The following is a 14,312-nucleotide window of genomic DNA, read 5'->3' as shown; positions in this document are numbered from 1 at the left end:
CAGGTTGTCGTCATGTCTCGAAGGGAAAGTCAGGCATCCAGTGTCAGGTCGGTGAGTGGGACGGCCTGGCAGCTGAGGCACTGGCCCGCTTCGAGGGCGTTGCTCGGCTCGTTCACCTCCCCCGCGATCACGCCGACGGCGCAACTTTCGCATTGACCGACCCGGCAGCCGCTCGGCAGGGCAACGCCATGCCGCTCGGCGCTGTCGAGCAGAGATCCCTCTTGCGGATGCCAGACGAATTCGGATCCCGTCCGTGCGAGACGGACCCGTCTCGGCTGCAGCCCCCGAGTCGCTGGCGCGGGCGGGGAGAGGAAGACCTCGCTGAAGATGGCCTGGGGGGCGACGCCCCGCGCTCGCAAGGCCGTGGTGAGATCGTCCACCATCGCGGGGCTGGCGCACAGGTAGTAACGCGCGTCCCGTGGCAGCTGCAGTCGCGTCAGGGCCTCATCATCGATTCGGCCGCTCATGGAGTGGCCTCGGTCTCCCTCCTCTGGCGCGCTATAGGCCGTGACGATGCGCAACCCTGGAAGCGCCATCGCGAGTTCCGCCAGGCGTTCCCGAAAAGCGTGCAGATGGCGGTTGCGACTGGCGTGGAGCAGCGTGATGTCCGGCATCTGCGGAGAGGCCTCGCGTGACAGCGTCTCGAGCAGTGACAGGAACGGCGTGATCCCGATACCCCCCGCCATCAGCACGATGGGCAGACGATGGCGGCGCGGAAGCGTGAACTGTCCTGCCGGCGCCTGAATGTCGACCTCGTCGCCCACCGCCACCCGCTCGTGCCAATAGGCCGAAACGCTCTCCACCGACTGCATCGCATCGGGCGCGCGCCTGATAGAGATACGATAACGCCGATGCCCCGAGGCGTCGGCCGGGCCGGAGAGTGAATAACTGCGCTGGAGATGTCGTCCGTCCCGGGTGAGGCGCGTCGCGATGTGCTGCCCGGGCAGGTAGTCGGGCAGGCTGAGGCCGTTGGCCGGCTCCAGCCAGAACGAGGTGACCTCCGGCGTCTCCACGATTCGCTCGCTCACCCGCATGCGGCGATAGCCCTGCCACCTTCCGGAGTCGGTTTGGGAGCGCCTGATATCGCACGGCGCCGAGCGCAACGGCAACGCGCCGCTGACCGGGTCGCGCCGGCGGGTGTCGATGATGGCGTTGACGTTGCGGGAACCGGGACCATGAAGCGGAGAACCGGGGCGCCCGAGATCGTCGCAGGCCTGCCACCAGCCGTAATCGGTGATCACCAGGTCCGGCGCGAGCGTCTCGTCGATGACGACGTCGAGAACGATCGAGCCTCGAATGCCCAGCAGCTCCGCGCGATCGCCGGCGTTCAACCCTCTGGCACGTGCCAGATCGGAACCGATGGTCAGCGTCGGTTCCGGTGACCGCCGCCGCAGCGAGGCAATCTGACGCTGCTGGCTGTGGCAGTAGAAGCCGTTCTTGACGCTGACCAGGGTCAGCGGAAGGCGCGGCTCGGGAAGTGAGGATGGTCGATAGGCGGGCACCCCGGGATAACCGGCATCGGCCAGCGTCTGCGAGTAGAGTTCCACCCGTCGTGTCGGGGTCTCGAAGCCCCTGGGTCGACCGGAGGCGTCCTGGACGGCGTAGCCGCATGGGGTCTGGGTCAGCGGCACCCGGTAGCCCTCGGGTCGCTGGCGCAGGTGTTCGACGTCGAGGCCCGAGGGCGCCAGGATATGGTTCCAGCCGCGTTCGATATCGCCGTCGAAGAACGCTTCGCCCATTCCCAGCCGGCAGCCCAGCGCCATGGCGATGGCATGGTCCGGGCGCGCCTCGCCGCGCGGCGATACCATTGCCGGGCGCAACTGAACGTGCGCGGCGGCCTCGGGATTGATCTCGAAACCGACCCGCAGCCCCTCGCGCTCCCACGGCGTCCCGACCGGCAGCAGGAGGTCGGCGTAGGCGTTGGTGGGGGAGGGGTAGAGATCGCAATGAACGTGGAATTCGAGCGCGGCAAGGGCGCGCTCGCCGCGGGCGGGATCGGGTTGCGAGACCAGGAAGTTGCCGCCGAAACCGAACAGCATCCTGGGCCGGTAGGGCAGGCCGGTCTCGACGGCCTCGTAGAGGGCTTCGGCACTGATCCAGCCGCTCGACGCGGGCCCTAGCGGCCGTGCGTCGAGACCCAGCGCCTTGCGTCTCTGCGACTCGGCAAGCAGCTCCAGGTCATTGACGCTGTTGGTCGGCGGCCGGGCCCACTGGCGGTTGCCCCCGGGCCGGTCGAAACTGCCGGTCAGTGCGTAGAGCGTTGCCAGTGCGCGCTCGGTCTGGGTGGCGTTCGCGTGCTGGCCGATTCCCGTCCAGGCGTGATAGCTCACGGCCGCTCCGGCCTCGGCGATCATCTCGGCGGCACGGACGATGGTCCCGGTGGAGAGCCCGGTCACGGCGGCGGCGCGTTCCAGTGGCCACTCGTCGCACGCCCGGCGGTAATGGTCGAAAGCGGGCCGGGCATGACACGCCCCGGTGCCTTCCCGAACCAGGCGATAGCGACCCTCCAGAGCCAGCGCCCGGGTCTGGTCGTTGGTCGGTGGCAGCCGGGTGTCGAGCTCCACGGGTTGCCCGCTCTCGAGGTGCCAGGCGAGAAAATTGCCGTTCGAGGCTTTCAGGAACTTTCCCGACGCCTCGTCCACCAGCAGAGGCGCATTGCTCCAGTTTCTGATGAACGACTGATCGTAACGCTCGTGGCGAATCAGTTCCCGGGCGATGGCCATCGCCAGCACGGCATCGGTACCTGGACGAATGGCGAGCCACAGATCGGCTCTTTTTGCCAGCGGCGTTTCACGCGGGTCGACGACCAGGAGCCTGGCGCCATTAGTGCCGCCTGCGGCGATCTCCCCGGCCTGGGCGAGCCAGACGTGCGAAGGGTTATGCCCCCACAGCACGTTGAGTTTCGAGTTGGCGTAGTCGGCGGTCGGCATGCCGCAACCGAAGGTGAAACGGTGGGCGACATCCTTGTGCCAATTGCAGATCTCGGTGCCATAGAGGGTGTTGGGGCTGCCGTAGAGGCGAATGAAGCGCTCGATCCAGTCGATGCTGTCGCTCATCGGCGTGCCGCTGGGCGTCGTGACGCTGAAGACGACGCTTTCCTGCCCGTGCGTGTCCCGGTAGTACGCCAGTCTTTCGGCCACGAGTGCCAGCGCGTCTTCCCAGCCGATGCGTTCCCAACCCGGGTCTTCCGAGCCCTTGGGGTGAGTTCGCCGCAGCGGATAGAGAATCCGCTCCGGATCGTCGATGAGCTCCGGCGCCGCTCGCCCCTTGGCGCAAGTGGCGCGTCCGGTCGGGTGGCTGGGCAACGCCTCGACCTTGATCAGCCGGTCGCCATCGAGATGATTGAGCGTGCCGCATCTCGAGCGGCATAGCGTACAGAAGCCGGGAACCTTGTTCAGCGTTGTCATGGGACCGTACCGGAATGCGCGTCACGGTTAACCGTATCGCTCAGCGTCGTCGAGGGCCAATGGTATCGACTCTGGCTCGCCATGGATTCTTGGCGTTCGAGATGCGGTACCCTAGGCTCTGTACGAAAACTGCCTGCACTTGGCAATACGGCGTTAAAAACCGGCTCAAGATGCTCATTTACACCCCGTAAACTCCGCGCTTTCGCCGATTTTTGCCTTGTCTTGCCTTCGCTCGCCGACTTTTCGTACAAACCCTAGCAAGCGAGTGCGCCTCGCCGGGTCGCCCCGCGAAGCGATTGCGAATTCATCTCTAAGGGAAACAGCATGAAGGGATCCATCCGTGTGGGGCTGGTCGGCTACGGCATGGCCAGCAAACGGTTCCACGCGCCGCTGATCACCGCGCAGGAGGGCCTGTCTCTGGTGGCCGTGGCAAGCCGGGATGCCGGCAAGGTGAACGCCGACTGGCCGAGCGTGCCGGTGGAGCCAACGCCGGGGGCGCTGTTCGAACGCGACGATATCGATCTGGTCGTGATCCCCACGCCCAACGCGACGCACTATTCGCTGGTCAGCGAGGCGCTGGCGGCAGGCAAGCATGTCGTGGTCGACAAGCCCTTCACCGTGACGGCGGACGAAGCCCGCAAACTGTGCGATCAGGCCAGCAAGGCCGGACGCCTGCTGTCGGTGTTTCACAACCGACGCTGGGATTCGGATTTCCTGACGGTGCGCAATCTCATCGACAGCCAGTCGCTGGGCAGGATCGTCCATTTCGAATCCCATTTCGATCGCTTTCGGCCGGAGGTCGCCCAGCGCTGGCGTGAGGATCCCGCCCCCGGCGCCGGTGCCTGGTTCGACCTCGGTTCGCATCTGCTCGACCAGAGCCTGGTGCTGTTCGGCACGCCGGATGCCATCTCGCTCGATCTGGCCTGCCAACGGGAGGGGGCCAGGGTCGACGACTATTTCCACGCCGTGCTGCGCTATCGGGAGTGCCGCGTGATCCTCCACGGCGGCACCCTGGTTTCCGCCCCCGGCGCGCGTTTCACCGTTCACGGCACCCGAGCCAGCTATGTCAAGCACGGCCTCGACCCGCAGGAGGACATGCTCAAGCGCGGTGACCGGCTGCCGTCGCCGCATTGGGGGGAGGATTGGCGCCACGGCATGCTGACGGTCGGCCAGGTGCGCGAAGGCATTCAGCCGGAGCTGCACGAAGTGCCGACTTTGCCCGGCGACTACCTCGCCTATTACGCGGGCGTTCGCGATGCCATTCAGGGCGGCGCGCCGCTGCCGGTGACGGCCGAATCCGCGCTGGAGGTCATGCGCGTGCTGGAAGCGGGAATTCGAAGCGCGGAGTCGGGGCAGGTCGTCACGCTGTCGTGACCTCTACTGACGTCTCGACCCCTGCCCCGCGATGATATCGAGGGTCGAACCCTCTGCACGACTCATTTCGGGATGGGGGCGGCCTCCTGGCGGGCAGAAGCGCTGTCATGGGCGCTGGCCTCGGCGGGTATCTCCTCCGGCGATCGCAGTTCGCCATTGCGCTTGAGCAGCCACGAGGCGATGGCCGGCGCCATCAGCGCCGAGACCAGTACGCAGGCAGCGACCTGGGTCGTGGCGACACCGACATAGGATTGCAGCGACGGGTCGGCCGCAGCGGCGATTGCCGGTGTGGCGATGGAGTTGCCGGCGGTGGTGCCGGCGGCGAAACCGATACCGCTGCGTCTGCCGCGTTTCAACAGATATCGATAGCCGAGATAGACCAGGCCACCGGTGAACGGGGCGACGAGCAGGCCCAGCGCCAGCCCGGTCAGCCCGCCGTGCAGCACGTCGGTCAGATTGATGCCGGTGCCGAGGCCGAACGAGAAAAAGGGAATCACCATCTCCGGCACCGGACGCATCACCTCGGTCCACTTGGGGTCGAGATTGCCGACCAGAATCCCCAGCAGCAGCGGGATGATCGCCGCCATGAACACTTCCAGTGGTATGTCGGCGAGGCCCGACGCGCCGATCAGGATCAGAGTGAAGAAGGGGCCGTCATTGATGGCGCTGGCGATATAGGCGCCGCGGTCGCGCTGGTCGCCGTAGCGGCCGGTGAAGGCGAGCCAGATACCGCCGTTGCTGTTGTCCATCGCGGCCAGCATGGCCAGGATCGAGATCCCGAACAGGCCCTGCATGCCGGTGGTCAGGCCCAGGATCGCGATCAGCACACCGGGAATCAGGCTCTTGGCCAGGAGTATGACGCTGGCGGTGCCGACGATGGGCCCGGCGTTGCGCGGCGTGATCTGCATGCCGGTGGCGAAGATCACCAGTGCCATGAACGCCATGGCGCCATCCTTGAACAGCGCGGTGGTGAAACTGCCGATCTCCAGCGCGGCGGGCGCGAGCGTGCCGACGATCGATCCGAGAATCAGCGGAATGATCATCAGGCCGCCGGGGATGCGGTTGAGCGTGTCGTAGATGGGGACGCGTGATACGGGAATCGACATGTGATCTTCTCCATGCCAGAGCGGGAGGGGCGCCGTCGGCGACGGCGCCGTGGAAGGTGGCTTGCGGGGTGAAGCGACATGCGTGTTCGGAGAACCCGCGAGTTCAGGTGATGACGCCGATCTGCCAGGGCACGAACTCCTGCTGGCCGTAGCCGTGACGCTCGCTGCGGCTGCGCTCGCCGGAGGCCAGGGCCAGCAAGCGCTGGAATATCTGCTCGCCAAGCTGCTCCATGTCGATGTCGCCATCGATCAGTGCGCCACAGTTGATGTCCATGTCGTCCGACTGGTGGCGCCAGAGCGCGCTGTTGGTGGATAGCTTCAGGGACGGCGCCGGCGCGCAGCCGAAGGCGCTGCCGCGACCGGTGGTGAAGGCGATCAGATTGCAGCCGCTGGCGACCTGGCCGGTGACCGAGACCGGGTCGAAGCCGGGAGAGTCCATGAATGCCAGACCGCGCTCGCGCATCGGTTCGGCGTACTCGAGCACTTCGACCAGCGGCGTGGTGCCGGCCTTGGCAACCGCGCCCAGCGATTTCTCGAGGATCGTGGTCAGGCCGCCCGCCTTGTTGCCGGCGGAGGGGTTGTTGTCGAGGGACGCGCCGCGAACCCGGCAGAACGCTTCCCACCAGTGGATGCGCTCGATCAGCTTGTTGGCGACCGCCGGGCTCACCGCCCGGCGTGTCAGCAGATGCTCGGCGCCATAGACTTCCGGGGTCTCGGCGAGCACGGCACTGCCGCCGTGGGCAACGAGCCGGTCGACGGCGGCGCCCAGCGCCGGATTGGCGGTGATCCCGGAGTAGCCGTCGGAGCCGCCACACTGCAGCGCGACCCGAAGATGCTCGACGGAACACGGTGTCCTTTCGACCTGATTGGCTTCCGCCAGCAGCTGCTCGATATGGCGTATCCCCTCGGCGATGGCCTTGGTGGTGCCGCCGATCTGCTGAATCGTGAACGGATGAAGCTTGGGTCCGGGGTTCAGGCCCTGGGATTCGATCAGGGTGTCGATCTGATTGGTCTCGCAGCCCAGGCCGATGACCAGCACGGCGGCGAAATTGACGTGTCGCGCATAGCCGGCGAGCGTGCGCTGGAGCATCTCCAGGGCCTCGCCGTCCGCGGCCACCGCGCATCCCACGCCGTGGGTCAGTGCCACGACGCCATCCACGTTGGGGTAGGCTGCCATCGCTTCGGGATGGACGTCCCGACGGAAGTGGTCGGCGATGGCGTGAGCGACCGTGGCGGAGCAGTTGACCGAGGTGAGAATGCCGATGTAGTTGCGCGTCGCGACCCGGCCATCCGCACGCTGGATACCCATGAAAGTGGCGGCGGGGGAAATCCGCTCGACGGGCGTGACCTCGCTGCCGATGGCATAGTCCTTGACGTAGCCCTTGGCATCGCCCTGTTCGTGGCCGTCACCCTCGAGATCGCCGATGCCAAGGTTGTGGACGTGGACATGATCGCCGGGTTCGATGGCGCGGGTGGCGCGGCCGATGATCTGTCCGTAGCGTCGAACCATGTCGCCCTGCCGGAGCGCGCGGATCGCGATCTTGTGCGCGGCCGGCACGGCGCTGGTCAGAACGATGCCCGGCAGGATCTCGCTCCCCTTCGGCAGCGGGACGCGGGCGATGACCACGTCATCGCGTTCGTGCAGTCGAATGATCGAGGCGGGAGCCTCGGTGGTGTGTTCGATTAGTGCCATCAATCGGCTCCTCGGGCGAGTCGTGCCACTTTGGTCTATGCGACTTTATCTTTAATTCTTTTTGAATCAGTCGGTTATTATGATTTCCGTGCTGGCTCCACCCTATCCGGTCGCCATGTGTCGCACTACTGAAAGTTGCTGATCGAATGATAACGACCGCGCATTCGTCCAAAGTCTTAGGGGGTGCACGAAAAGTCGGCGAGCGTAGGCAGTTTCCGTACAAAGTCTGATTCTGGTCACGTCATAAGCGAGAGGAGTCGTCGATGCCCCCGACGTTGGAGACACTGATGTCGCGTCTGCGCCTGCGTCAGCTGCGTTTGTTGATGGCGCTGGAGGAGTGCGGCTCGATTCACAAGGCTGCCGAGCAGGTGGCAATCTCCCAACCTGGCGCGACGCGGGCGCTCAACGAGATCGAGTCGACCCTGGGGGCGCCACTGTTCTTGCGTAGCGCGAGAGGGCTCGAGGCCAATGATCTGGGACGCTGCGTGGTGCGCTACGCGAGGCTGATCCAGACCGACGTGGCGCATCTGCGCGAGGAGATGATCGGCATTCAGCAGGGTTACGGAGGGCACCTGGCCGTCGGTGGCACGATGGGCGCCATCGCCGCGATCGTCGAAGCGATCGTCAAGGTGCGTGCCGAACAGCCCTCGCTGTCGCTGCAGGTGATCGAGGACACCAGCGAGGGGCTGTTGCGCTTGCTCGATCAGGGGCGAATCGACGTCGCGCTATGCCGCTCCAACTTCGGCCGGCGTCCCGGGGACTACCATTGCCACGGGCATTTCCCCGAGCCGCTCTGGGTGGTCGCCAATCCCGGACACCCGCTGGTCGAGGCCGGGGAGCCTGATTTCACCACGTTGGCCAGGCAGGCCTGGATCGTCTACCCCGTCAGCATGCCGCGGATGCTGGAACAGGAGTTCGTTGCCGCGGGACTTTCGCAGCCGGTGCAGTCGATCGAGATTTCATCGACCTACGCGATCCTGGCCATGCTGGAGCGGGACGAGGGCGTGCTGGCACTGCTGCCCGAGCGCATTGCCCGGGAGCAGGTGAAGCGGGGGCATGTCGCCCGGATCCGCTACCGCTTCCGAACGCGAAATCCCGCTTTCGAACTGCTCTGGCGCCGGGACAGAGAGCTGTCTCCCGCCGCAAGGAGATTCATCGAGTGTTATGACGACGGCGCGGAATGCGACGCCAGTATTTGCTAGTCGACGATTTTTTGTCTAGGTTTTGTATAGCTTGTTCAGACAAGCTTGGGTGACGCAAACGGAGAAGGTTGATTTCGTTGGATCGGCGTCATATGTAGAGATGAATTAAGGAGGATTCACATGAAAAAATTGAACGCAGCCATTTTCGCCGCGCTCATCGCACTCCCCACCGCCAGCGCGCTCGCTCAGGATGAGGCGCCCAGTGTTAGCCCCGAGACCGGCTCAGCCAATACCCAGTCCGGCGGGGCGTCGCCGACAATGGCCGAAGGCGCTACCGCATCGGACAGCGCAAGTGGGAAATTGCCGACCGAGAACAATCTGCCCGATGAAGACAATGGGCAGACCGGTTCCGCCAACACCCAGCCGGGCAGCATGAAAGTCGAGGGCGGGACGGCCCAGGATACGTCGGCAGCGCAGGGGGCGATGGCCGATGACATGGAAGGCAACCACGGTGTCGATTCCGCGCAGGACGTCGATCCTGACTGATCGAAATCTTGCTTCGCGCTAGCAGCTTCCTACAACGGCCTTGCCGTTCGAAGATCGCCCCGCTCAGCGGGGCGATCTTGGTTTGCCGCATCTTGATCTTTGGCGGCCACTGGTGTCAGCCATGCCTCACCACCAGCTTTCGGACTCCCGCTCGCTGCGCAGTTTTTCGCGAGCGATGAACAGGGCGGCGATGGCGCGACCTTCATGAAAATCGTCCCGTGCCAGTAGCCCGGCGATGTCGTCGATGGCATAGGTTTCCACGATCAGTGGCTCGGGTTCATCGCCTTCCAGGCGCCTCTCGTAGAGATCGCTGGCCAGCATCACCTGGATACGGTGATTCATGTAGTTGGGCGCCAGCGACAATTCCACCAGCGGCTCGATGCGGTTGGCACCGTAGCCGCACTCTTCCATGAGCTCTCGATTGGCCGCCGTGATGATGTCTTCGCCCGGGTCCACCAGCCCCTTGGGCAGGGTCAGCGTGTATTCATCGAAGCCCGCCGCGTATTCCCGGATCAGCAACACGTGATCGGGGTCGGGCATGGCCACCAGCATCACCGCGCCGCGGCCCTTGCCTTTCAAGCGTTCGAAAGTCCGTTCCGCGCCGTTGGTGAAGCGCAGATCGAGCGATTCGATGGCAAACAGTTCGCTCTGGGCGACGTTGCGCCGCGCGAGAAGCGTCGGCCGGGTCAAGACGGGCGGGGGGGAATCTGTCGGCGCCATGCGGCCTCCGTGCATAGGGCGGGTTGCACTGGGTACAATAATCGACGCTTGTCTCCGTGGGAAATGACTCCGATATCTCCTCCCAATGGAGGGGGCGTCCCGCGAGAGGGTTTCTTTCACCGACGGCGAGATTTTTCCGATGATCGACTGGACCGCTATCGATACCGTTTTTCTGGACATGGACGGTACGCTGCTCGATCTCCACTTCGACAGCCATTTCTGGCTCGAGCACTTGCCGCGCCGCTATGTCGAGCTGCACCGGCTCGACGACTCTCATCGCACGGCGCTGGAGTCGCGTATCCGCGACGCCAGAGGAACGCTGGACTGGTACAGCCTGGCCTACTGGAGTCGCGAACTGTCGCTGGATATCGTCGCGCTCAAGCGCGAGGTGGCACACCTGATCGGATGGCGGTCCGACGCACTGGCCTTCATGGAGTGGCTGAAGGCGTCGCCGGTGGATGTGGTGCTGGCGACCAATGCCGATCGCGAGAGTCTCGGTCTCAAGTTGCCGTTGACCGGACTGGATCGCTATGTCGATCGCATCGTGTCGTCGGCGGATGTCGGTGCTCCCAAGGAACAGCTGGCGTTCTGGTCGGCCATGCAGACGCTGCACCCCTTCGACCCGGCACGCAGCCTGTTCATCGACGACAACGCCGACGTGCTCGAAAGTGCCCGGCGATACGGCATTCGCCACCTGCTGGGCATCCATCAACCGGATAGCCGCAAGGTGGGGAGCGCCCATCCGTCGTTCACCGTCGTCGAGCAGTTTGCATCGCTTTTGCCCGTGCGGCCGGGTTGAAGCGGGCACTGCCCACCCCCATCTACGCTCTGTCTGAAAAATGCCTGCGCTCGCCCATACGGCGTTAAAAATCGACTCAAAATGCTCATTTACACCTCGTAAACTGGAGCGCCAGCCCGGTCCTTTTTTCGTCAATTTTTGCCTTGTCTGGCCATCGCTCGCCGATTTTTCAGACAGAGCTATCTAGGTCGGTCGAGGTAATTGACCCATGAGTGAAACCGTACGTATCGACAAGTGGCTGTGGGCGGCGCGGTTCTTCAAGACGCGTCAACTGGCCAAGAAAGCGATCGAGGGCGGCAAGGTCCGCTACAACGGCAGCCGCGTCAAGACCAGCCGCAACGTCGAGGTCGGCGCGCTGATCGAGCTGCCGCAAGGCTGGGACAACGTGACCGTCGAGGTCCTGGCGCTCTCGGATCAACGCCGCGGCGCCTCGGAGGCCCGGGCACTCTACGCCGAGACGCCCGAGAGCCTCGACCGACGGGAGCGGGAAGCGCATCAGCGCAAGCTGGCCAACCAGGTGATGCAACCGCCGATCAAACGACCCGACAAGCGCCAGCGTCGCGATATCCATCGGTTCCAGCGCCAGCACACCGATGACTGATGCCCCACGCTCGTGACGTTGCCCACTACCTGCCCCCACCGGGCGATCCTGCGATCCTCCCGGTGCCCGACGAGATCCGATCCATGAACGATGAAATCCAACGCTTCCTGTTCGACGACACCAACGTGCGCGGCGAGATCGTGCAACTGGAGGCCGCCTACGGCGAGGTGCTCGCGCGCCAGGACTATCCCGCGCCGATTCGCCATCAACTGGGCGAGCTGTTGAGCGCTGTCGCCCTGCTGACCGAGACCGTCAAGCTCGATGGCACCGTCAGTCTCGAGGTGCGCGGCAAGCAGGGGGTCGACGTGCTGATGGCCGAATCCAACCCCGGCGGTCAGCTGCGAGCCATCGCGCGGTACGACGAAAATCAGATCTTCGCCGACGATGCCACGCTGCGGCAGCTGGTGGGCGACGGGCAGATCGTGATCACCCTGGATCCCGCCGAAGGCAACCGCTATCAGGGGATCGTGGCGCTGGAGCACGATCAGCTCGCCGGCTGCCTGGAAGCCTATTTCGCCCAGTCGGAACAGCTGGCGACACGGCTGTGGCTGAGCGCCGACGGCCAACGCAGTGCCGGGCTGCTGCTCCAGCAACTGCCGGACGATGCGTCCAGCAAGGACCCCGATGCCTGGGACCGGGTGGTGCATCTGGCGGCGACGATCACCGCCGACGAGATGCTGACGCTACCGGCGCAGGACGTGCTGTATCGCCTCTTCCACGAAGAGACCACGCGCGTCTTCGACCCCAAGGCGCTGGCGTTCGGCTGCACTTGCTCGCGGGAGCGCATTGCCAACGCGCTGCACACCTTCGGCGCCGACGAGTTGCGAAGCATTCTGAACGAGCAGAAAGCGGTCGATACACAGTGCCATTTTTGTCATACGCAGTACCATTTTAGTGCGGCCGACATCGAGGCAATCATCGACTCTCCCGAGGCACCCTCGCCGACGCTTCACTAGAGAGGCCGTCACTCGCCGAGCGGAGCGGCTCGCCGGGGCATGCGCAGGGCTTTGATCAAATCCGAATTGACATCGGACGTCCAGCGTTTGCGCGCTGGGCGCTTTTTGCCATAATGGCGATCCTTTTTCGCCTGCCATGGTGTCGAGGTCGCCGGTCCCATCGAGAGCGGTGTCGTCGGGATGGCGGGTTTTCGACGCTGTGAAACGATACGAAAGCAGAGGCCTTCGAGCCCAGGATTGGATAATGACCACCTCTCAAGCCATCTCCCAGGCTGCCGGCGCGAAAGCGCATACCCATTTGACCGCGGCCGAGCTGGTCGAATATGCCTTGGCGAGGGGCGAAGGCGTGCTGGCCGACAATGGCGCACTGGTGGTGGAAACGGGCGAGCGCACCGGCCGGTCCACGCTGGACCGTTTCATCGTCGAAGAGCCCTCGACCTCGGATCTGATCGACTGGGGCCAGGTCAACCGTCCGATCGGGCCGGACGTGTTCGATGCGCTGTGGGAGCGGGTCGAGGACTATCTGGCGGGGGGAGAGACCTTCGTTTCGGAACTCCACGTCGGTGCCGATCCCGAATACTACCTGCCGATTCGCGTCGTCACGCAGAAGGCGTGGCACAACCTTTACGCACGCAATCTGTTCGTGCGTCCCGAAAACTGGAACCCCAAGGACAAGAGCGAGTGGACGGTGCTGAGCGCACCTGACTTCGTCTGCGAGCCACAGCGCGATGGCACTCGCTCCGAAAGCACGGTGATGATCAATTTCGCCCGCCGCCGGGTACTGCTGGCTGGCATGCGCTATGCGGGTGAAATGAAGAAGGCGATGTTCTCGGTTCAGAACTTTCTGCTGCCGGAGAAGGACGTATTGCCGATGCACTGCAGTGCCAACGTTGGCGAGGATGGCGAGACCACGCTGTTCTTCGGCCTCTCCGGTACCGGCAAGACCACGCTGTCGGCGGACCCCGAGCGCTATCTCATCGGCGACGACGAGCATGGCTGGGGGGAGGGCACCGTCTTCAACTTCGAAGGGGGGTGCTACGCCAAGACCATCGACCTGTCGCGCAAGAACGAGCCGATCATCTGGGATGCCATCCGGTTCGGCACCGTGCTGGAAAACGTGGTTCTCACCGAGGACCGCGTCCCCGACTACGCCGATGACAGTCTGACCCAGAACGGCCGGGCGGGGTATCCGCTCGAGTTCGTCGCCAAGCGGGTGGAGGAGAATCGCGCTGGCGAACCCAGCGCGATCATCTTCCTGACCTGCGACATGAGCGGGGTGTTGCCGCCGGTTTCGCTGCTCTCCAAGGAAGCGGCTGCCTATCACTTCCTTTCCGGTTACACGGCGAAGGTCGGGTCGACCGAGATGGGGTCCACCAGCGGCCTGGAGGCGACTTTCTCGACCTGCTTCGGGGCGCCGTTCTTCCCGCGCCCGGCCCACGAATACGCCGAGCTGCTGATCAAGCGTATCGAAGCGTTCGAATCCCGGGTCTATCTGGTCAACACGGGGTGGAGTGGCGGCGCTTACGGTCAGGGCGGCAGCCGCTTCAGCATTCCGACCACCCGGGCGATCATCCGCGCCATTCAGGAGGGTGACCTGAAGGACGTCGAGACGCGTCATATCGACGGGCTGAACCTGGATGTGCCGGTGGCGGTGGAGGGCGTCGATGCCAAACTGCTCGACCCGCGCGATGCCTGGGAGGACCGGGAGGCCTATCGAGAGCAGATGAATGCGCTGATCGCCAAGTTCACGGACAACTTCGCCAAGTTCGACGATGTCGATTCGGCGATTCTGGCCGCCGGCCCGCAGCGGCTCTGACCGGCCCCGTCGACAGACGACATTTCGCCGCAAGCGCGCTGCCGATCCGTTCGGCACTGCATCAAGGGGATGGCCAATCGGTCATCCCCATTCGATTCCGGCGTTGCGATGCGCCGGAGAGTGAGCCCCGTGCGTCGCTGTGCTAACGTGGC

11 protein-coding genes are annotated in these 14,312 nt (G+C 64.6%); 7 read left to right on the top strand and 4 right to left on the bottom strand.

Annotated elements, in window-relative coordinates; translation table 11 throughout:
* Positions 1-29: 29 nt before the first annotated feature.
* On the bottom strand, positions 30-3,407 hold the full coding sequence (locus tag F0A16_RS13440) for a molybdopterin-dependent oxidoreductase (protein ID WP_149435911.1): 3,378 nt from the start codon (positions 3,405-3,407) through the stop codon (positions 30-32).
* Positions 3,408-3,731: 324 nt separating this feature from the next.
* Here F0A16_RS13440 and F0A16_RS13435 point away from each other — a divergent pair, with 324 nt between their 5' ends.
* Positions 3,732-4,781, top strand: coding sequence for an oxidoreductase (locus F0A16_RS13435; protein WP_149435910.1), 1,050 nt, complete (start codon positions 3,732-3,734; stop codon positions 4,779-4,781).
* A gap of 62 nt (positions 4,782-4,843) precedes the next feature.
* On the opposite strand, the gene F0A16_RS13430 is transcribed toward F0A16_RS13435, so the two are convergent.
* Both F0A16_RS13430 and F0A16_RS13425 read right to left on the bottom strand, forming a co-directional pair.
* Positions 4,844-5,887: a 2-keto-3-deoxygluconate permease gene (locus F0A16_RS13430; protein WP_149435909.1), complete on the bottom strand. Its 1,044-nt coding sequence runs from the start codon at positions 5,885-5,887 to the stop codon at positions 4,844-4,846.
* Between the two features lie 103 nt (positions 5,888-5,990).
* Positions 5,991-7,580 carry a UxaA family hydrolase gene (locus F0A16_RS13425; RefSeq protein ID WP_149435908.1) on the bottom strand — a complete coding sequence of 530 codons (1,590 nt, stop codon included), beginning with the start codon at positions 7,578-7,580 and terminating at the stop codon, positions 5,991-5,993.
* A gap of 263 nt (positions 7,581-7,843) precedes the next feature.
* Between F0A16_RS13425 and F0A16_RS13420 the strand changes: the two genes are divergently transcribed.
* Positions 7,844-8,782: a LysR family transcriptional regulator gene (locus F0A16_RS13420; RefSeq protein WP_149435907.1), complete on the top strand. Its 939-nt coding sequence runs from the start codon at positions 7,844-7,846 to the stop codon at positions 8,780-8,782.
* A 120-nt stretch (positions 8,783-8,902) separates the two neighbouring features.
* Positions 8,903-9,268, top strand: coding sequence for a hypothetical protein (locus tag F0A16_RS13415; protein ID WP_149435906.1), 366 nt, complete (start codon positions 8,903-8,905; stop codon positions 9,266-9,268).
* Between the two features lie 126 nt (positions 9,269-9,394).
* On the opposite strand, the gene nudE is transcribed toward F0A16_RS13415, so the two are convergent.
* Entirely contained in the window at positions 9,395-9,988 is a 594-nt protein-coding gene (nudE, locus tag F0A16_RS13410; RefSeq protein WP_149435905.1) for an ADP compounds hydrolase NudE, read from the bottom strand.
* A gap of 139 nt (positions 9,989-10,127) precedes the next feature.
* On the opposite strand from nudE, the gene F0A16_RS13405 reads away from it, so the two are divergent.
* The 4 genes from F0A16_RS13405 (at position 10,128) to F0A16_RS13390 (ending at position 14,160) form a co-directional block, all read left to right on the top strand.
* Positions 10,128-10,787, top strand: coding sequence for an HAD-IA family hydrolase (locus tag F0A16_RS13405; protein ID WP_149435904.1), 660 nt, complete (start codon positions 10,128-10,130; stop codon positions 10,785-10,787).
* Positions 10,788-10,995: 208 nt separating this feature from the next.
* On the top strand, positions 10,996-11,388 hold the full coding sequence (gene hslR, locus F0A16_RS13400; RefSeq protein WP_149435903.1) for a ribosome-associated heat shock protein Hsp15: 393 nt from the start codon (positions 10,996-10,998) through the stop codon (positions 11,386-11,388).
* Between the two features lie 83 nt (positions 11,389-11,471).
* Entirely contained in the window at positions 11,472-12,344 is an 873-nt protein-coding gene (gene hslO, locus F0A16_RS13395; protein WP_149435902.1) for an Hsp33 family molecular chaperone HslO, read from the top strand.
* Positions 12,345-12,588: 244 nt separating this feature from the next.
* Positions 12,589-14,160, top strand: coding sequence for a phosphoenolpyruvate carboxykinase (locus tag F0A16_RS13390; RefSeq protein ID WP_149435901.1), 1,572 nt, complete (start codon positions 12,589-12,591; stop codon positions 14,158-14,160).
* Positions 14,161-14,312: the final 152 nt, after the last annotated feature.

Origin of the sequence: Salinicola corii (assembly GCF_008298015.1) — a bacterium.
In the GTDB taxonomy this organism is placed as follows: Bacteria; Pseudomonadota; Gammaproteobacteria; order Pseudomonadales; family Halomonadaceae; genus Salinicola; species Salinicola corii.
The sequence above is the reverse complement of the archived record's forward strand: the minus strand, read 5'-3'. Positions and strand labels throughout refer to the sequence as shown.